This window comes from Stenotrophomonas sp. A3_2 (assembly GCF_036624925.1).
GTDB lineage: Bacteria > Pseudomonadota > Gammaproteobacteria > Xanthomonadales > Xanthomonadaceae > Stenotrophomonas > Stenotrophomonas hibiscicola.
This window is the reverse complement of record NZ_JAZKVY010000370.1, coordinates 1-17,713: the sequence shown is the minus strand read 5'-3', so window position 1 is coordinate 17,713 and position 17,713 is coordinate 1. Positions and strand designations below refer to the sequence as shown.

The following is a 17,713-nucleotide window of genomic DNA, read 5'->3' as shown; positions in this document are numbered from 1 at the left end:
CCGGCCAGCGGCCGGCACTACCCGCGTGGATCATGCGCTGCGGTGGATCTCCACCGTTACGTGCACCAGCTCTTCATGGATCGCCAGCGCGTTGCGCAGGGTATCGGCATCCAGCGTGGCGTCGCTGGTGACCACGCTGGCGCTGACCGCGTACTTGCCGCGACCCACCTGCCAGACGTGCAGGTCGGCCAGGCGCGCCGGCCACGGGCCCTGTTCGATCACTTCGCGTACTTCGGCCACCACCGGAGCGTCCATCTGCGCGTCGAGCAGGATGCGGCCGCTGTCGCGCAGCAGGCCCACCGCCCACACCGTGACCAGCACGGCGCCGACCAGGCCCATCACCGGGTCCAGCCAGGTCAGGCCCAGCAGCTTGCCGCCGAGCAGGGCGATGATGGCCAGCACCGAGGTGGCGGCGTCGGCCAGCACGTGCACATAGGCCGAGCGCAGGTTGAGGTCGTGACTGTGCGCATGGCCGTGATCGTGGTGTTCGTGGTCATGCCCGTGATGATGGCCATGGTCATGCCCGTGGTGGTGATGCGCGTGGCCCGGGCTGTCGTGCAGCCACCATGCACAGAGCAGGTTCACGCCCAGGCCTACCGCAGCGATGGCGATGGCTTCGTTGTAGTGGATCGGCGCCGGTACCCACAGCCGCTCCAGCGACTGCACGGCCATCAGCGCGGCCACGCCGAGCAGAGCGATGGCGCTGGTATAGCCGGCCAGAATCTCGATCTTCCAGGTGCCGAAGGCGAAGCGCGGGTCATGCGCGTAGCGGCGTGCGCAGCGGTACGCAAACACCGAGAGCCCGAGCGCCAGCGCATGCGAACTCATGTGCCAGCCGTCGGCGAGCACGGCCATGGAGTTGAACCACCAGCCGCCGACGATCTCCACGACCATCATGCTGACGGTGAGCCACAGGGCGCGGCGGGTATTGCGTTCGGCCAGCGGGTTGCCGTCGTCGAAGCGGTGTTCGTGGCGACGGGCGGCGGCGAGGGCGTCCAAGTGCATGGGGGCGGGAGCTGGAGTGGATACCCCCATAGGGTATATGATCCCGCCATGGCGCACGTACACAAAAATCGTAAGCAGCTGCTGACCCGGGTGCGCCGCATCGCGGGCCAGGTGGCGGCGTTGGAGCAGGCGCTGGACCAGCCCGAGGGTAAAGCCGGCGACTGCGCGGACGTGCTGGTGCAGGTCGCCGCCGTGCGCGGTGCCGCCCACAGCCTGCTGATGGAGCTGCTGCACGAGCACCTGCAGGAGCACGTGGTGGGCGCCGAAGACCCGCAGCAGCGGGCGGCCGAGGCCGAGGTGCTGGTCGAGCTGCTGCGCCGCTACGGCAAATAGGCCGAGGGGCGGTAGAGTCGACTGTCAGTCGACTGCTCTTCGTACAACCAACGAAAGACCCCGCGCTTCGCGCGATAGTCGACTAACAGTCGACTCTACCCCCCGTGGCGGTGCCGCGCGTTCCAGATGTGCGTGGCGGCCAGCAGCAGGCTGCCGGTGACCGTCATCGGTGTTTCCCAGTCGTGCGAGGGCAGCGCAAGCGCGCCGGCCAGCAGCAGGCCGAGCCCGGCGCCGGCGGTGGCCCAGGCCAGCACGGGGAGGCGACGGCGACGCTCGGCCCGCCACAGCGCGTAGCCGGTCAGCGGCAGGGCGATGGCCACGAACAGCAAGTGCACCCATTCCGCCTCGGCCCACGCGCCGAACAGCGGCAACGCGGCGGCCAGCAGCGGCAGCGCCAGGCAGTGCAGCAGGCACAGGCTGGACAGGGCGACAGCGCCGGCATCGAGCAGGGCGGCAGACGGCGACTTCATCGGGGGAGGCTCCTTGCGCGACAGATGTTATACAGTAACATTTCCGTTCCGCAGCCAACCCGCTCCGACATGAACACTGTTTCCCGCGCCGACCGTCGCCTTCCGGTCACCGTGCTGTCCGGCTTCCTGGGGGCCGGCAAGACCACCCTGCTCAACCAGATCCTGCGCAACCGCGCGGGCCTGCGTGTGGCGGTCATCGTCAACGACATGAGCGAGGTCAACATCGACGCGCAGCTGGTGCGCGAGGGTGGGGCCGAACTGCGCCGCACCGAGGAGACGCTGGTGGAATTCAGCAATGGCTGCATCTGCTGCACGCTGCGCGATGACCTGCTGCAGGAAGTGCGGCGCCTGGCCGACGCCGGCCGCTACGACTACCTGCTGATCGAGTCGACCGGCATCGGCGAGCCGATGCCGGTGGCAGCCACCTTCGCCGTACGCGACGAGCATGGCTTCAGCCTGAGTGACGTCGCGCGACTGGACACGATGGTGACGGTGGTGGATGGCAGCGCGTTCCTCGCCGACTTCGGCTCGACGCTGCGCCTGGCCGAGCGTGGCCAGCAGGCCGGGCCGGACGACGATCGCGGCGTGGTCGACCTGTTGTGCGAGCAGGTCGAATTCGCCGATGTGATCGTGGTCAGCAAGGTCGATCAGACGGAAGATGACTTGCTGCAGGACACGCTGGCCGTGCTGCGCGGCCTGAACCGCGACGCGAAGCTGCTGCTGTCCCGCTTCGGTGACGTGCCACTGGCCGAGCTGCTGGACACTGGCCGCTTCGACTACGAGCGTGCGCAACGTGCGCCGGGCTGGGTGAAGGAACTGCGTGGCGAGCATACGCCGGAGACCGAAGAGTACGGCATCGGCAGCTTTGTCTATCGCTCGCGACGTCCGTTCCACCCCGTGCGATTCGCCCGCGCGCTGCAGTCGGGCATGCCTGGCGCGATCCGCAGCAAGGGCTGGTTCTGGCTGGCCAACCGCATGGACTGGGTGGGCGAACTGAACACCGTGGGCGCAGCGACGCGCACGCAGGCGGCGGGGTTCTGGTACGCCGCGCGTGATCGCGTGCGCGCTGGGCTGGAGGACACCGCGCCATTGCTGCCGCCCACGCCGCTGCCGTACAGCGACCTCGGCTGGGCACGGCAGCAGGCCGATTGCTGGAGCGCACCGTTGCCGGGGCCGGAGGACTTCCCGGATGCGGCCGCGCATTCGGCGATGCAGCGCCTGTGGCATCCGTTGTGGGGGGATCGCCGCCAGGAGCTGGTGGTGATCGGCGTGCACATGGATGAGCGCGCGGTGCGAGCGGAGCTGGACGCGTGCCTGCTCAACGATCAGGAACTGCGTGCGGGGCCGTTGCTGTGGCAGCAGTTACCGCAGGCGTTCCCGGTGTGGAAGCGGTGAGCGAACGGCTCCAGTAGATTCACGCCATGCGTGGATGGCGGTTCAACCGGTCTTTGCCCGCCTTGTAGAGCCGAGCCCACGCTCGGCTGCAATTGCAGTGGTTCCACGCCATGCGTGATGCGTCAGCCGAGCGTGGGCTCGGCTCTACAGAATCGAACCCACGCATGGCGTGGATCTACAAGGCATCGCGCCATTGCCAGGCGTCGGAGGTGACTCGCAGTACCCGCGTCGGTCGCAATGCCTGCAGCAGGTACCGGTCGTGGCTGACCATCACCAGTGCGCCCGGCCACGCCGCAAGCAATTCTTCCAACGCCTGCAATGCGCTCAGATCCAGCGCATTACCGGGTTCGTCCAGCAGCAACAGTTGGGGCGCGGGATCGGCATACAGCACGCTGGCCAGCGCACCCTTCACCCGCTCGCCATCACTGAGGCTGTGGGCCGCCCGCTGGATGCGCTGTGCATCCAGCCCGAGCAGGGCCAGCCGTGTGCGCAGTTCGCCGGGGGCCGCGCGCGGGTTGGCGGCCTGCACGGTGTCGAGGATGCTGCGCTCGCCGGACAGCCCCAGCAGCTGCTGGTCGAGCAGGGCCAGGGGCGCATGCCGTTGCACGATGCCGCTGCGCGCAGGCAACTGGCCGGCCAGCACGCGCAGCAGGGTGGATTTTCCAGCACCGTTGTCGCCGACCACGGCGATGCGTTGCCCGCGGCGGATCTCCAGCTGCAGCGGCGCACTGCAGCCATGCGGCAGCACCAGGGATTCGGCCTGCAGCAGACGCGTGCTGCCACGTTCGCCTGCGACGGCAAACAGCGCCAGCTCCGGCGCCACATGCACCGCCGATGCCGCTGCGCGCAGCTGCTCTGCGCTGGCCTGCAGGCGTTCGGCCTGTACCAGCTGCGCGCGGCCGTGGCTGGCCTCGGCGCGCTGCTTCTGCCGGCCGAGCAGGATGGGGGCCTGGTTGGCCTGCTTCGCATCGCGATTGCCACGCGCCTGGCGTTGTTGTTGCCGTTCGTGCTGTTCGCGCGCGCTGCGTTGCTGCTGCCGGTGCTGGGCGCGCGCATGGTCGAGCTGGGCGGCGGCAGCTTCGCGCTCGGCGGCGCGCGCATCGGCGTAGTGCTGCCACGGTCCGCCGTAACGATGCAGCCCGCGCCCATCGAGCTCGACGATCTGCTGCATGTGCCCAAGCAGCTCGCGATCATGACTGACCGCCAGCAGGCCACCGCGCCACTGCTGCAACTGCTCGTACAGCTGTTGGCGATGGCGTGCATCGAGGTGGTTGCTGGGTTCGTCCAGGATCAGCCAATCGGCACCGCTGGCCCAGGCACCGGACAGCGCCACCTGCATCGCCTGGCCACCGCTGAGACGCGCGGCAGGCTGGGCGGGGTCGAGGTCATCGGGCAGCCCGAGCATCTGCCATTGCTGCTGCAGGCATTCGCGCAGATCCCAGCGGTCGCCGATGCAGGCGAAGTCGGCCTCATCCACGCTGCCGGCCTCGATGCGTTGCAGTGCGGCCAGTTCCGCGCCGACGCCGGCCAGTTCACCAACCGTGCCGGCGGGTGGATAACCGGGCGTCGGCAACAGGAACACCCGGCCACTGCCGCGTACCTGGCCGCTGTCGGGCAGCAGCCGCCCGGCCAGCAGGCGTGCGAGCACGCTCTTGCCGGCGCCATTGGCACCGACCAGGCCGGTAGCAACCGGTTCGAAGGAAAACGTCAGATCGGAAAACAGCAGGCGGCCGTCGGCCAATCGATACGACACGCGATCGAGCGTGAGGGAATGCGGGGTCATGCGACCTCCATGGATGCCGGGTTCTCCCCTGCGCGCAGGGGGCGGGAAGAGTCAGGCCGTCTGGTGGGAAGACGGCGGCATCAATGGCGCATTGGTCGCGAGCCTCTTGGAGGAATGAGCGGCCAGTATAGCGGCAGTGGCTGAATGGTCAGGTGTGCGGCCGCCGGGCATGGCCCGGCGCTACCGATGGTCGGGCGGTTCTGTAGAGCCGAGCCGATGCTCGGCTTCCTTTCGCCGCGAGACGCATCCACGCATGGCGTGGATCTACGGCACGGTACCCAGGCGGTCGTTGACGAAGTCGATGAACACCCGCAGCTTCGGCAGTACGTGTCGGCCCGACGGCCACAGCAGATGGAAGGTGCCGCAGGAATGCACGTGTTCGTCCAGCACCGTGACCAGGCGGCCGTCGGCCAGGGCATCGCGCACCGAGTGCACCGGCACGAAGGCCAGGCCGATATCGCGCAGTGCGAGCGCTACCCGCGCTTCGATGGTGTTGGCCACCATGTGCACCGGAAGCTCCTGCGGCGTTTCATCGTCGGGCCAGTGGATCGGCCACGGTTCCAGCTTGCCGGTGGTGGGGAAGCGATAGTGCAGCAGCGTGTGCTGCATCAAGCCTGCCGGCGTGCGCGGAACGCCGCAGCGCTGCAGGTAGCCCGGCGAGGCAACGACGCGGCGCGGGAACACACCCAGGCGCCGTGCGTTCATGCGTGAGTCGCTGGGTTCGCCGACGCGCAGCACCGCATCGAAGCCCTCCTCGATGACATCAACCAGGCGGTCACTGAAGTCCAGGTCCAGGCGGATATCCGGGTACGCCGCCATGAACTCGGCCATCAACGGCAGGGTGAGGTCGCCAACCAGGGGCAGGCTGATGCGCAGGGTGCCACGGGGCGAGGCGTGCGGTTGTGCCAGCTCGGTGCGCGCGGCATCGCGTTCGTCCAGGATGCGCCGGCAGCGCGCCAGGAACAGCTGGCCCTCGGCGGTGAGGGTGATGCTGCGCGTGCTGCGATGGAACAGCCGTACGCCCAGCGCGTGCTCCAGCCGTGCCACGCACTTGCCCGCTGCCGAGGCGGAAATACCCTGCAGGCGTCCGGTCTCGACGAAGCTGCGGGTGTCGGCCGCGTGCACGAAGGTCTGCAGGTTGGCGAGGTTGTCCAGGACTGACATGGGCGTGCGGGCAATGAAAGCGGCAGGGTAGGTTGCGTGAACGTAGCGGGCGGCACCGCCATCGCAACACTGTGATGCGCGGTGGCGTGGGGACGGTTGCGGCCATGCAGTTCCGGCAATCATGCCGATTGCGGACTGGACGGTCCATGATGCCCGGAGCGGCAACCGGCTTTTTGCGCGGCCACCCGCTGCCTAACGTGGCGGGCCTCTCCCCACGGACCATCGCGATGAATGCTGTTCCTTCCCTTGCCCCTGCGCCGACGCTGCCTTCAGTGGAGCGGCTGCTGCAGCAGGTCCACCCGCAGCGCCTGGTCGGCGCGGTGGCGCTGGTGCGCGAGCACGGCGTACTGCGCCATGCCAGCGCGACCGGGCTGGCCGATCGTGAATCGGTCACGCCGATGCAGCGCGACCAGCTGTTCCGGCTGGCGTCGGTGAGCAAGCCGCTGCTGAGCACGGTGATCCTGCGCCTGGTGGCCGAGGGTGTGCTCGACCTGGACACATCGGTACAGCGCTGGCTGCCGGATTTCCGCCCGGCGTTGGCCGATGGCACTGCGCCGCCGATCAGCCTGCGCCAGCTGCTCAGCCACAGCAGCGGGCTGGGCTACCGCTTCCTCGAAGCCGATGTGGACGGCCCCTATGCGCGCGCCGGGGTCAGCGATGGCCTGGACGCGAACCCGCTCTCGCTGGCCGAGAACGTGCGCCGCATCGCGCAGGCACCGCTGCTGTTCGCGCCGGGCAGCCACTGGCTGTACTCGCTGGGCGTGGACGTTGCCGGTGCCGTGGCTGAAGCAGCGACCGGTGAATCCCTGCAGGCACTGTTCGAGCGCTTGCTGGCCGCACCCCTGGGCCTGCGTGACACCGCCTTCGCTGCGCGCAACGCGGCACGGCTGGCCACGCCCTATGTGAGCGACACACCGCAGCCGCACCGCCTGCGCGAAGGCGAGGTGGTCGCTCCGTTCGAGGGTACTGTCGGTATCGAGTACAGCCTCGCGCGCGCCACCGATGCCAGCCGTTTCCCTTCGGCCGGGGCAGGCCTGGTCGGCAGCGCCGATGAAGTGATGGCGGTGCTGGAGGCCTTGCGTGATGTGCAGCGTTCAGGCCTGTTGCCGCCGGCACTGGCAGCGGAGATGGCCAGCCCGCAGGTGGGCGAACAGGGGCCGCCGGAACCGGCCGGCTGGGGCTTCGGCCTTGGCTTTGCGGTGCTGCGCGATGCGGCCGCCAGCGGTACGCCGCAGAGCGCAGGCACATGGCGTTGGGGCGGCGCCTACGGGCACAGCTGGTTTGTCGATCCTGCGCGTGGGCTCAGCGTGGTGGCGCTGACCAACACCCTGTACGAAGGCATGGATGGCGCCTTCGTCGATGAGCTGCGTGATGCGGTCTACGCCGATCTGGAGGCCGCCCGATGAGCGGCCATGCCATCGATGCGGCTGGCCCGGCCGGTGAAGCCACGCGCCTGCCGTGGGCGGGGCTGCTGGCGCTGGCCGGCGGCGGTTTCATCACCCTGCTGACCGAGACCCTGCCGGCGGGCGTCCTGCGGCCGATGGGCGAAGGCCTGGGCGTGAGCGATGCGGCGGTGGGCCAGCTCGTCAGCGTGTACGCACTGGGCTCGGTGATGGCCGCATTGCCGATGACTGCGTTGACCCAGCGCCTGCCGCGACGCGCCTTGTTGCTGGCCGCCATTGCCGGCTTCGTGGTGGTCAATACGCTGACCGCAGTGAGCAGCAGCTATCCACTGATCCTGGCCGCACGTTTCCTGGCCGGGGTGAGTGGTGGCCTGTTGTGGTCGCTGGTGGCCGGCTATGCGGCGCGCATGGTGGTGCCCTCGCTGCAGGGCCGGGCAATTGCGGTGGCGATGGTCGGATCGCCGTTGGCGCTGTCGCTGGGCGTACCGGCGGGCACGTTGCTGGGGCAGCAGCTCGGCTGGCGCTGGGCATTCGCCCTGATGAGCGTGCTGGCCGTGGTGCTGCTTGCCTACGCACGCTGGGCGCTGCCCGCGCTGCCGGCGGCGGCAGCCGGCCGGCGCACCTCGCTGGCGACGGTGTGGCGCATGCCCGGCGTGCGCAGCGCGCTGGCGGTAATGGTGCTGTACGTGCTGGCGCACAACGTGCTCTACACCTACATCGAACCGCTGGCGGTGGAGGCGGGGGCCGGCCCGTGGCTGGACCGCCTGCTGCTGGCCTTCGGGCTGGCGGCCACTGCCGGTATCGGTATCGCTGGCTGGGGTGTGGATCGCCACCTGCGCACGCTGGTGTGGGCGGCCGTGATCGGCTTCATCGTGCCGGTGCTCGCGCTGCTGCTGTGGCCGGGCGAAGCGACCGCGCTGCTGCTGGCGACCATGCTGTGGGGCGTGGCCTTCGGCGCGGTGCCTACGTTGTTCCAGACCGCATTGGCACGGCGTGCCGGTGCCGCCGCAGATCTGGCGCAGTCGATGCTGGTGACCGGCTGGAACCTGGCCATTGCTGCCGGTGGCGTTGCAGGGGGTGTGCTGCTGCAGGCGGGCGGCCCGAACCAGTTGGGATGGCTGCCGTTGCTGCTGCTGGCGGTGAGCGTGGCGTGGTTGCTGGCACGGCCGAAAGCCTGGGCGTAGGCGGCGAGTCAGTGATGGCGCGGTGCCGGCCAGCGGCCCGCACTACCGTGGTCCCCGCCATCCACGCATGGCGTGGATCTACCGAGCGCAGCGCCTCCTGCGCGCCCCATCCACCCGGCCCCAACTGATGGATTCACCGGGCGCGACCACGAGGGGCTCCGCCGTTCGCCGCCTTACTCCACGCCCTCACGCTCGATCGGCACACTGCGCGGATTCTGCATGTGCTCCCGCGCCGCGCCATAGCGCTGCTGCCGCTTGTGGTGGAACACCACGAACTCGTCCCGTGGCAGCGGCCGCGAGAACAGCCAGCCCTGCGCGAACTCGACCTTGCGCGCATGCAGATATGCCAACTGCGCCTCGGTCTCCACGCCCTCGGCCACCACCCACAGGCCCAGCTCCTTGGCCATGTCGATGATGTGCGGCGTCACCGGGCTCGTCGCGCTCTCGGTGTCGATCGCATCGATGAACGACTTGTCGATCTTCAGCGCGTCCAGCGGCAGCTGCTCCAGGTACTGCAGGCTGGAGAAGCCGACTCCGAAATCATCGATGGCCACGCTGTGGCCGGCGCGACGTGCCTGCGCCAGCATCGTGCGGGCGCGGTCCAGATCGAGGAAGCCGCGCTCGGTGGCTTCCATCCAGATCTGCTGCGGCAGGATGCCGCTGCCGGTCATGTGCTTGGAGATCATCTTCAGCGCACGGCCGCTGCTGATGTCTTCGGCGGCCAGGTTGATCGCGATGTGTGCGCTGCGGTCGGCGACCAACAGATCGCGCATGTCGCGCACGACGTTCTCAATCACCAGATCGGTGATCGCGCCGATCATGCCGGCCTCTTCGGCCAGCGGAATGAACAGGTCCGGCCGTACCTGCGTGCCATCCGGGCGCTGCCAGCGCACCAGGGCCTCGGCGCCGACGCAGATGCCGGTATCCAGCTCGATGATCGGCTGGTAGTGCAGGTACAGCTCGCGGCGGCGGATCGCCGTGGCCAGTTCGCCGCGCAGGGACAGGCGGCGACGCGACAGCCACACCACCAGGCCGGCACCGGCAGCGGCCAGCAGAACACCGATCGGCACGAACAGCCACGCCTGCTGGCGGAAGGTTGCAGCCAGCGCGGTACGCGGCGTGGTTGCGATCGCCAGCCACTCTTCATTGCGGGCGGTGGCGTACAGGGTGTTGTGGTCCAGGCCTTCCTCGGGCGCACGCAGCAGGGTCTCCAGCAACGCGGGATCCATGCCGCTCTGCCTGGCCAGGAGGCGGCCATCCGGGCTGGCCAGGGCAAGGCGCACGTTCGGGTCGGCGATGACATCGACAAACCGGCGCGGATCGACCAGGACGTCGTAGTTGCCATACAGGATCGACAGCACCTGGCGCCGTCCGCTTGCCTCGGGGCGCACATCCACGGCAATGCCGGCGCCATCACTGGTGACGTGGTCGGCCCTGGGCTGGTTCACGTCGGACAGAAACGGCCCCCACGACGTGCAGCGCAGCTTGCCACCCTCGAAGTAGCCCATCTGATCAACCGACGGCGAGGTCATCACCAGCGTCTGCATGCGCCGGATATGGTCCGGCCCGCAGGCGTCCTGGGCGCCGGCCTCGGCCGACTGCAGCGCCGCCAGTGCTTCCCGGTAGGACTGGTCGGCGCGGCGCAGGGTACGACCGGCGATATCGCGCAGGCGCTGCTGCTCGACACTGACGGCCCGGTCCCAGGTGGCATAGGCCATCACCGCGATCGGCACGGCCGCGGCCAGAATCGCCAGCGCGGTGCCACCGATGATCACGCGCAGCCGGCTCATGGCCGGGGCTCCAGCGGGGTGGGCAGGGCAGGGCACATGGGCGGGCCGATCCTTGGGCAGGAACGGCTATCTGAGCATGGCGCAGGGCCGGGCGGAATGGGATCAATCCGGTATTCGGTCACATTGTGATGAAAGCGGCCAAGTTTGACGTGATTGACCCCTCCGATGCTGGCGCTCCGGGCGCTGGAGGACTACCGTCGAACGCTTCGCCGCCCTCTTGCCCGCGCCCATGACCGAGCCCGCAACGCCCCCCGAGCACCTGCGCCGCAGCCTGTCCAACCGCCACCTGCAACTGATCGCCATCGGCGGTGCCATCGGCACCGGCCTGTTCATGGGCTCGGGCAAGACCATCAGCCTGGCCGGACCCTCCATCGTCTTCGTCTACCTGATCATCGGCGCGATGCTGTTCTTCGTGATGCGCGCGATGGGCGAGCTGCTGCTGTCGAATCTGCAGTACAAGTCCTTCATCGATTTCTCCACGGATCTGCTCGGCCCATGGGCCGGGTTCTTCTGTGGATGGACATACTGGTTCTGCTGGATCGTGACCGCCATCGCCGATGTGATCGCCATTGCCGCCTATGCGCAGTTCTGGTTCCCCGGGCTGGATGCGTGGATACCGGCGCTGGCCTGCGTGCTGCTGTTGCTGGCACTGAACCTGGTGACCGTGAAGCTGTTCGGCGAGATGGAGTTCTGGTTTGCGCTGATCAAGATCGTGGCGATCTGCGCGCTGATCATCACCGGCGCCGGGCTGGTGGCCTGGGGCTTCACCTCGCCCAGTGGCCACACCGCGTCGCTGTCGAACCTGTGGAATGACGGCGGCCTGTTCCCGATGGGCCTGGTCGGCTTCTTCGCCGGTTTCCAGATTGCGGTGTTCGCCTTCGTCGGCATCGAGCTGGTCGGCACCACCGCCGCCGAGACCGCCGACCCCGAGCGCAACCTGCCCAAGGCGATCAACTCGATTCCGGTACGCATCATCATCTTCTACGTGCTGGCGCTGATTGCGATCATGGCCGTCACCCCGTGGCGCCAGGTGGTGCCGGACAAGAGCCCGTTCGTGCAGCTGTTCGTGCTGGCCGGCATTCCTGCCGCCGCCAGCCTGATCAACTTCGTGGTGCTGACTTCGGCCACGTCCTCGGCCAACAGCGGCATCTTCTCCACCAGTCGCATGCTGTACGGCCTTGCCGAGGAAGGCCACGCACCGCGGGGGCTGTCGAAGTTGTCGCGCGCTGCCGTGCCTGCCCGTGGCCTGCTGTTCTCGTGCCTGTGCCTGCTGGGTGGCACGCTGCTGATCTACCTGATTCCGAACCTGGTGACTGCTTTCACCCTGGTGACCACGCTGGCGACGGTGCTGTTCATCTTCGTGTGGTCGCTGATCCTGGTGGCCTACATGGCCTATCGCCGCCGCTACCCGGAACGCCACGCTGCGTCGATCTTCAAGATGCCCGGCGGCGTCGCCATGTGCTGGGCCTGCCTGGTGTTCTTCGCCGTGGTGCTGGTGCTGCTGAGCCTGCAGGCTGACACCCGCCAGGCGCTGATCGCCAGCCCGGTGTGGTTCGTGCTGCTGGGCGTGGGGTACCGGGTGCGTCTCAGAACGGTGAAATGACCGGGAATGCGGGGTTTCGGCAACGCCGGAAATCGAGAACGTCGGAAATCGGTAGAGTCGACTGTTAGTCGACTGCTCTTCCATGGGCTTCCGGAAAACCCCGCGCTGCGCGCGATAGTCGACTGACAGTCGACTCTACCGCTGCGGGCGCCGGCGCAGGTGCGGGGCGCAGCCCTGCCGACCCCCATTCACCCAACATTCGCGGGCGCGGCCGGATGATCCGGCCGCCATGTCCCGTCGCCCTCTCCTGCTTGTGCTGTTGCTGCTGCCCAGCCTGTGGCCCGGGCTGGCCGCCGCACGCACCGTCTACCGCTGTGTGCAGGGCAACACCGTCAGCCTGGCCACCGCGCCGGAACCGGGTTCGCGCTGTAGCCCGAAGGAAATCGACGACAACGCCATCCAGACCCCGAACCTGTGGGGCAACATGGGCGTGTTCAGCGGCGTACTGTACGAGCGCGAGCAGGATGGCGTGCTGGTCTACTCCACCCGCAACCTGCCCGGCTCGCGGGTATTCGTGAAGTTCACCGTGGCCACGCCGCCGGGCGAGCCTGCCCACGAAGGCCTGGGCAAGGTGGGCAAGCCGCAGCTGGCGCAGCACGCCAGGCAGTTCAAGGCCGCGGCCAAGGCCACGGGCGTCGACGATGCCTGGCTGCGCGCAATCGCCCATGCCGAAAGCAATTTCGATCCGCTGGCGGTGTCCAGCAAGGGCGCACAGGGCGTGATGCAGTTGATGCCGGAGACCGCACAGGAATATGGCGTGCGCGATCCGTTTTCGCCGCAGCAGTCGATCGAGGGCGGCGCGCGCTACATGCGCGCGCTGCTGCGCCGTTACAACGGCGATCGCCCGTTGGCGGCGGCTGCCTACAACGCGGGCATCGGTGCAGTCACCCGCTACAAGGGCGTGCCGCCCTACGCCGAAACCCTGGCCTATGTGGACAAGGTGATGGCGCTGTACGCGCGCTACCGCGAAGCGATGGGCATCCGCACCGAAGTGCCAGCCCGCTAGGCGGGAGGTGTAGTGCCGAGCCCACGCTCGGCTCCACAGGAAATCGGCTCAGCGCGAGGTGGACGTGCTGACCAGGTCGTAGCGCTCGATGCGGCCGACGCGTGCCACCTCGGCCTGCACGTCGGCACGCTGCTTCAGCACACGCCAGGCGGCATCGATCTTCACGTCGCCGGGCAGCGACGGATAGGTGCGCATGTCCTGCAGGGAGGCCAGTGCCTCGCCGCGCTCAACCGGTGAGCGCAGCTGTTCGATCAGCACCGCAGCGGCCGCGTCCAGATTGCCTTCCTCCAGCAGCATCTCGCGCTGGAACAGGCGCGCGTCATCGCCCTGGGCCAGGATGGCTGCGCGCGCGGCCTGTTCGGTCTTGGCATCGCCACGTTCACGGGCGGCAACGAACTGCAGCAGTGCCTGGGCCGCCTTGCCGTAACCGGCCAGGCCCGGCATGTCATTCACCGCGACAGCAGCGTCCTGCATGCGGCCCAGCGAACTGAGCAAGAAGCCGACGTTGAACTGGTGCTCGGCACCATCCGGGCCCAGCGCACCGATGCGTGCGGCCAGCCTGGCTGTGGCCAGCGCATCATCGTTACGGCCCAACCGGCGCAGCGCCATAAGCCGGCTGTTGAGCAGCCACGCCACCCATTCGGCTTCCGTCGCCGAGGGCGACTCACCTTCGGCCGCCACACCGGCCATGCCATCGGTCAGCGCAAGCACTTCCTCGTTGCGGTCCAGCATCAGCAGCGTGCTGCTGAACTCGGCCATGCGTGCGTCCAGCGCCCGGTCGAGCAGGCCGGAAACCCGCAGTTCGTCGAGGTGCTTCTGTGCAGCCTGCACTGGGTCGAAGCGGGCATCGTCGCGGTCGACATAGCGATCAAACCGCTTGTCACTGCGCAGGCGGATGATCTCGGCCGGGCCGGTGATGCGCGCCAACGTGGCCGGGATGTCGTCGCCCCGGCCATTGTCGGCCTGCAGTGTTGCCAGTGCCAGCCACAGTCCGGTGGGTTCCAGGCCGCCGCTCTTCCAGCCGTTGTCGAACAGCGCCTGCAGCAGTTCCATGCGCTGCTGGGGCTGGTCCCGCAGGAGGAACTGCAGGTAGTTGATCGCGTGGCGGTCCACCGGCAACGGCGCGTCGGCATGCTTCAGTGCCTGCACCAGGTGCTTCGTGGCGGGCGCTGGTTGGTTCTCGGACAGTTCCACCGAGACCAGGGTCAGCAGGATCTGCGCGTCGTCCGGCAGTGCTTCCTGTGCGCGCTGCAGGTAGCGGCGGGCCTGGTCCGGCTTCTTCTGCACCATCGCGGTCCAGCCGGCCACCTGCGCGGCGCGGCCGCGATGTTCGGCATCGAAGTCATCCAGCATCGGATCTTCCATCAGCCGTTCCATCGCGATCAGCGCGCCCAGCGTGTTGCCACTGCGTGACTGCTGGATGGCCTCATCCCAGCGCGTGGCATAGGCCATGTGCATCACATCGGCGGTGATTGACGGCTTCTGCGGCGCCACCGTGATCGAAGCGGTGGCGGATGTGCTGGCCAATGCGGCGGCCAGCAGGGCAGCAAGGGGGAGGATGCGGGGCATGGAGGATCTCCATCCGTGGGAACCGCATTGAACCTGCTGCAGCCAGCGAGAACAAGCGCGATGGATGGAACTCTGGCGTTTGGCCGTACGATTGGCCATGGCGGATCGTGCGTTCAGCGTCTATTGTCGGTGCCTCTTCAGGCAGCAGGCAGGCAGCGCAGCACGATGGCACGGTGGCAATGGATGGCGGCAGGCGTAGCGTTGGCGACGGTAGTGGCATTGGCTGCGACCTGGTGGGAGACACCGCTGCATACGCTGGCTGAACCGGCGGGCCCGGCTCCAACGCCGTTGGCGTGGACCGCGCAGATCGAACCGCTGGCCGGCGATGGCCACCCCGGTGACCGCGACGGCGCGTCCGCGCAGGCACGCTTCGCCGATCCCTATGCGTTGCTGCGCAGTGCCGATGGCAGTGTCTATTTCACTGATGCCGGTGATAACAACCGGATCCGTCGCCGCCTGCCCGATGGCCGCGTCGAAACGGTGGCCGGGCAGGGCGAGGGGCGCGTTGATGGCCCGGCACTGCAGGCCAGTTTCAACACGCCTTCGGGCATTGCCGCCGACGCGCAGGGCAACCTGTATGTGGCCGACACCGGCAACCATGCCATCCGCCGCATCGGCACCGACGGCCAGGTGACCACGCTGGCCGGTGGTGAACAGGGCCACGTTGATGGACCTGCCGCGCAGGCGCGCTTCGATGCGCCGATGGGCATCGCAGTGGATGCGCAGGGCCAGGTCTACGTGGCCGATACCTTCAATGACCGCATCCGGGTGATCGGTAACGATGGCAACGTGCGCACACTGGCCGGTGGCGATCGGCCGGGCCTGGCCGATGGCACGGGCGCCGCTGCGCGCTTCGATACGCCGGTGGCACTGGCCTTCGACGCGCAGGGCGCGTTGCTGGTGGCCGACCTGTTCAACAACGCGGTGCGCCGCGTCGGTGCCGATGGCACGGTAAGCACCGTGGTGGGTGGTGGTGGCGTGATCAATGGGCCGCTGTCGTTGGCCACCACCCACGATGGCGTGCTGTACGTGGGCGACATGGATGGCCGCATCGTGCAGGTGACGCCGCAGGGCCATCAGATCGCGCTGGTCGGCAACGGTCGACTGCCACGCCTGGCCCGCCCCAGTGGCCTGGCGATGGACGCCGACGGCAGCGTGCTGGTGGCCGACGCGACGGCCTATCGCCTGCACCGCCTGCGCCCGCTACCGGTGGGGGAACTGCCCGCACCGGCGCTGGTCGGCCCGGCCGCCGATGCCGCGCTGCCCGATACCGGCGGCCGTTGGCCGCTGGCGCCGCAGCAGGGCTGGCACGAAGTCGTCGGCACGCTCGGCGAAGTGCGCGGCAACTTCAAGGGCGAGAGTCGCCATCACCTGCACGGGGGCTTCGACGTGCGCGGTGATGTGGGCCAGACCGTGCTGGCGATTGCCGATGGCAAGATCAGCAGCCCGATGGCGGCCTGGAGCTTGGGCGAGCAGGCTGAGGGCCTGGCCGTGGATCGCCTCAAGTACATCCACATGCGGGTGGGCCGCACCCCACGCAATGAACCGTTCGATGCGCGCTGGCAGGCGCTGTACGACGAGCAGGGCAAGCTGGAGCGGATGCGCGTGCGGCGCGGCATGCGCATTCACGTCGGCGATCGCCTGGGTAGCATCAACAACCAGGCGCATGTGCACCTGGCGGTCGGCACCGGTGGTTTCGAGACCAACGCCGTGGCACTGGGCTTCCAGAACTACGCCGACCACTTCGCACCGCGCATCACCGATGTGGCGTTGCTGGACGACAACGACCAGCCGATGGCCGCAGGCAGCGATGGCGTGGTGATGGTGGCGCGCCAGGGACGCGGTGTGCAGATCGTGGTCGAAGCCTGGGACCAGGTCGACAACAACCTGCCGCGGCGGCGCCTGGGCATGTACCAGGTGGGTTACCAGATTCTCGATGCGGGCGGCCAACCGCTGCAGGGCTACGAGCAGCCACGCTGGAACATCGTGTTCAACCGCATGCCGCCGCAGCGGGAAGCGGTGCGCGTGGCCTACGCACCGGACAGCGGCATCACCGTGCATGGCAGCGCGGTGACCCGCTTCCGCTACCTGGCCACCAACACCGTGCGCGATGGCCTGATGGAAACCGGGCGCTGGCAGCCGGCGGCGCTGCCGCCGGGCGAGTACATCGTGCGCGCCAGCGTGCGCGACTACAGCGGCAATGAAGGCATCGGCCCGCGCGAGATCAGGGTACGGCTGCTGCCGTAGCCGCAGCCGCAGCCGGCGCGCCGCAGCGTTCGCGCTCGGCGTCCATGTCTTCCAGCGGCCGCACTTCGATGCTGCCGAAGCGTGCCCAAGGGAAGTCGCGGGCGATGCGCATGGCTTCGTCGCGGTCGCGGGCGACGATCAGGTTGAAGCCGGCCAGCAGTTCGCGGGTTTCGGCGAAGGGGCCATCCAGTACGCGGCTGTGGCCATCACGCACGCGCAGGGTCTGCGCGGTGTCGACCGGCTGCAGCTTCTGCGCGGCCAGCAGCGTGCCTTCGGCCTGCAGCTTGTCGGCGTGGGCCAGGCAGTCGCGCATCAGCGCGTTGAATTCTTCGATGGGCAGGGCCTGCAGCAGGGCAGGCTCGATGTAGATCAGGAGCAGGTACTGCTGCATGGCGCGGTCCTGGCGGGGGCGGGTGCCCATGATGGCGCAGGTCTGCGCGTGGGCATGTTGCAGCGCGGGAGGCGCGCCTTCGGCGAGGGTCGGCGAACGGCGGAGCCCCTCCGTGGTGGGTTGGGTTGGTCGCTGAAAGCTGGCTTCCTGCGGGTGGGGCGGGGGGGGGGGGGTTGGGGGGGCGGCCCGCCGACCACCCACCGGGGGTTTGCCCGGCTCCGCCCCCGGTTTTGGTTGTGTTTTTTTTTGCCCGGGGGGGCCGGGCAACGCTCTCTGTGTGGGGGCCGGGGGGGGGGGCGTTGGCGGGGTATCCGCGCCATGGATGGCGCGGCTAATCCTCCAGGGATGGATTCACGGCGTCCCCGCCAAT

General features: G+C 68.6%; 14 protein-coding genes. 7 read left to right on the top strand and 7 right to left on the bottom strand.

What is annotated here, in order from left to right; translation table 11 throughout:
- Positions 1-30: 30 nt before the first annotated feature.
- Complete coding sequence (dmeF, locus tag R5H29_RS21980; protein ID WP_188250002.1) at positions 31-1,005, bottom strand: CDF family Co(II)/Ni(II) efflux transporter DmeF; 975 nt, start codon at positions 1,003-1,005, stop codon at positions 31-33.
- 48 nt (positions 1,006-1,053) lie between these two features.
- Between dmeF and R5H29_RS21975 the strand changes: the two genes are divergently transcribed.
- A complete protein-coding gene (locus R5H29_RS21975) occupies positions 1,054-1,338 on the top strand; it encodes a metal/formaldehyde-sensitive transcriptional repressor (RefSeq protein WP_111098371.1) in 285 nt (94 codons plus the stop codon).
- 95 nt (positions 1,339-1,433) lie between these two features.
- Here the strand turns inward: R5H29_RS21975 and R5H29_RS21970 are convergent, their stop codons facing one another.
- Positions 1,434-1,808 carry a MerC domain-containing protein gene (locus tag R5H29_RS21970; protein ID WP_021204442.1) on the bottom strand — a complete coding sequence of 125 codons (375 nt, stop codon included), beginning with the start codon at positions 1,806-1,808 and terminating at the stop codon, positions 1,434-1,436.
- Between the two features lie 69 nt (positions 1,809-1,877).
- Between R5H29_RS21970 and R5H29_RS21965 the strand changes: the two genes are divergently transcribed.
- Positions 1,878-3,203, top strand: coding sequence for a GTP-binding protein (locus tag R5H29_RS21965; RefSeq protein WP_332329842.1), 1,326 nt, complete (start codon positions 1,878-1,880; stop codon positions 3,201-3,203).
- Positions 3,204-3,378: 175 nt separating this feature from the next.
- On the opposite strand, the gene R5H29_RS21960 is transcribed toward R5H29_RS21965, so the two are convergent.
- Both R5H29_RS21960 and R5H29_RS21955 read right to left on the bottom strand, forming a co-directional pair.
- Positions 3,379-4,986 carry an ATP-binding cassette domain-containing protein gene (locus R5H29_RS21960; protein ID WP_332329841.1) on the bottom strand — a complete coding sequence of 536 codons (1,608 nt, stop codon included), beginning with the start codon at positions 4,984-4,986 and terminating at the stop codon, positions 3,379-3,381.
- Between the two features lie 264 nt (positions 4,987-5,250).
- Positions 5,251-6,150, bottom strand: a complete 900-nt coding sequence (locus R5H29_RS21955; protein WP_111098368.1) for a LysR family transcriptional regulator — start codon at positions 6,148-6,150, stop codon at positions 5,251-5,253.
- Between the two features lie 227 nt (positions 6,151-6,377).
- Between R5H29_RS21955 and R5H29_RS21950 the strand changes: the two genes are divergently transcribed.
- Both R5H29_RS21950 and R5H29_RS21945 read left to right on the top strand, forming a co-directional pair.
- Complete coding sequence (locus R5H29_RS21950) at positions 6,378-7,556, top strand: serine hydrolase domain-containing protein (protein ID WP_332329840.1); 1,179 nt, start codon at positions 6,378-6,380, stop codon at positions 7,554-7,556.
- Positions 7,553-8,737 (top strand): MFS transporter, encoded by a 1,185-nt coding sequence (locus tag R5H29_RS21945; protein WP_332329839.1) that lies wholly within the window; start codon positions 7,553-7,555, stop codon positions 8,735-8,737. Before R5H29_RS21950 ends, R5H29_RS21945 begins: the two co-directional genes overlap by 4 nt.
- Before the next feature lie 173 nt (positions 8,738-8,910).
- Here R5H29_RS21945 and R5H29_RS21940 read toward each other — a convergent pair whose 3' ends face one another.
- Complete coding sequence (locus tag R5H29_RS21940; protein ID WP_019660889.1) at positions 8,911-10,527, bottom strand: EAL domain-containing protein; 1,617 nt, start codon at positions 10,525-10,527, stop codon at positions 8,911-8,913.
- A gap of 229 nt (positions 10,528-10,756) precedes the next feature.
- On the opposite strand from R5H29_RS21940, the gene cycA reads away from it, so the two are divergent.
- Positions 10,757-12,130, top strand: coding sequence for a D-serine/D-alanine/glycine transporter (gene cycA / locus R5H29_RS21935; RefSeq protein ID WP_332329838.1), 1,374 nt, complete (start codon positions 10,757-10,759; stop codon positions 12,128-12,130).
- Positions 12,131-12,359: 229 nt separating this feature from the next.
- The gene (locus tag R5H29_RS21930; protein WP_332329837.1) at positions 12,360-13,136 is read left to right on the top strand and encodes a lytic transglycosylase domain-containing protein; all 777 of its coding nucleotides are present in this window, start codon (positions 12,360-12,362) and stop codon (positions 13,134-13,136) included.
- A gap of 48 nt (positions 13,137-13,184) precedes the next feature.
- Here the strand turns inward: R5H29_RS21930 and R5H29_RS21925 are convergent, their stop codons facing one another.
- Entirely contained in the window at positions 13,185-14,705 is a 1,521-nt protein-coding gene (locus R5H29_RS21925) for a hypothetical protein (RefSeq protein WP_332329836.1), read from the bottom strand.
- Positions 14,706-14,870: 165 nt separating this feature from the next.
- Between R5H29_RS21925 and R5H29_RS21920 the strand changes: the two genes are divergently transcribed.
- Positions 14,871-16,952, top strand: coding sequence for a gluconolaconase (locus tag R5H29_RS21920; RefSeq protein WP_332329835.1), 2,082 nt, complete (start codon positions 14,871-14,873; stop codon positions 16,950-16,952).
- Here R5H29_RS21920 and R5H29_RS21915 read toward each other — a convergent pair.
- On the bottom strand, positions 16,930-17,343 hold the full coding sequence (locus R5H29_RS21915; RefSeq protein WP_049403440.1) for a YciI family protein: 414 nt from the start codon (positions 17,341-17,343) through the stop codon (positions 16,930-16,932). The genes R5H29_RS21920 and R5H29_RS21915 overlap by 23 nt on opposite strands.
- Positions 17,344-17,713 lie beyond the last annotated feature (370 nt).

Excerpts from the sequence above, each read along its gene's own strand:
- dmeF (WP_188250002.1), bottom strand. The coding sequence starts at position 1,005 with ATGCACTTGGACGCCCTCGCCGCCGCCCGTCGCCACGAACACCGCTTC.
- R5H29_RS21975 (WP_111098371.1), top strand. The coding sequence starts at position 1,054 with ATGGCGCACGTACACAAAAATCGTAAGCAGCTGCTGACCCGGGTGCGC.
- R5H29_RS21970 (WP_021204442.1), bottom strand. The coding sequence starts at position 1,808 with ATGAAGTCGCCGTCTGCCGCCCTGCTCGATGCCGGCGCTGTCGCCCTG.
- R5H29_RS21965 (WP_332329842.1), top strand. The coding sequence starts at position 1,878 with ATGAACACTGTTTCCCGCGCCGACCGTCGCCTTCCGGTCACCGTGCTG.
- R5H29_RS21960 (WP_332329841.1), bottom strand. The coding sequence starts at position 4,986 with ATGACCCCGCATTCCCTCACGCTCGATCGCGTGTCGTATCGATTGGCC.
- R5H29_RS21955 (WP_111098368.1), bottom strand. The coding sequence starts at position 6,150 with ATGTCAGTCCTGGACAACCTCGCCAACCTGCAGACCTTCGTGCACGCG.
- R5H29_RS21950 (WP_332329840.1), top strand. The coding sequence starts at position 6,378 with ATGAATGCTGTTCCTTCCCTTGCCCCTGCGCCGACGCTGCCTTCAGTG.
- R5H29_RS21945 (WP_332329839.1), top strand. The coding sequence starts at position 7,553 with ATGAGCGGCCATGCCATCGATGCGGCTGGCCCGGCCGGTGAAGCCACG.
- R5H29_RS21940 (WP_019660889.1), bottom strand. The coding sequence starts at position 10,527 with ATGAGCCGGCTGCGCGTGATCATCGGTGGCACCGCGCTGGCGATTCTG.
- cycA (WP_332329838.1), top strand. The coding sequence starts at position 10,757 with ATGACCGAGCCCGCAACGCCCCCCGAGCACCTGCGCCGCAGCCTGTCC.
- R5H29_RS21930 (WP_332329837.1), top strand. The coding sequence starts at position 12,360 with ATGTCCCGTCGCCCTCTCCTGCTTGTGCTGTTGCTGCTGCCCAGCCTG.
- R5H29_RS21925 (WP_332329836.1), bottom strand. The coding sequence starts at position 14,705 with ATGCCCCGCATCCTCCCCCTTGCTGCCCTGCTGGCCGCCGCATTGGCC.
- R5H29_RS21920 (WP_332329835.1), top strand. The coding sequence starts at position 14,871 with ATGGCACGGTGGCAATGGATGGCGGCAGGCGTAGCGTTGGCGACGGTA.
- R5H29_RS21915 (WP_049403440.1), bottom strand. The coding sequence starts at position 17,343 with ATGCAGCAGTACCTGCTCCTGATCTACATCGAGCCTGCCCTGCTGCAG.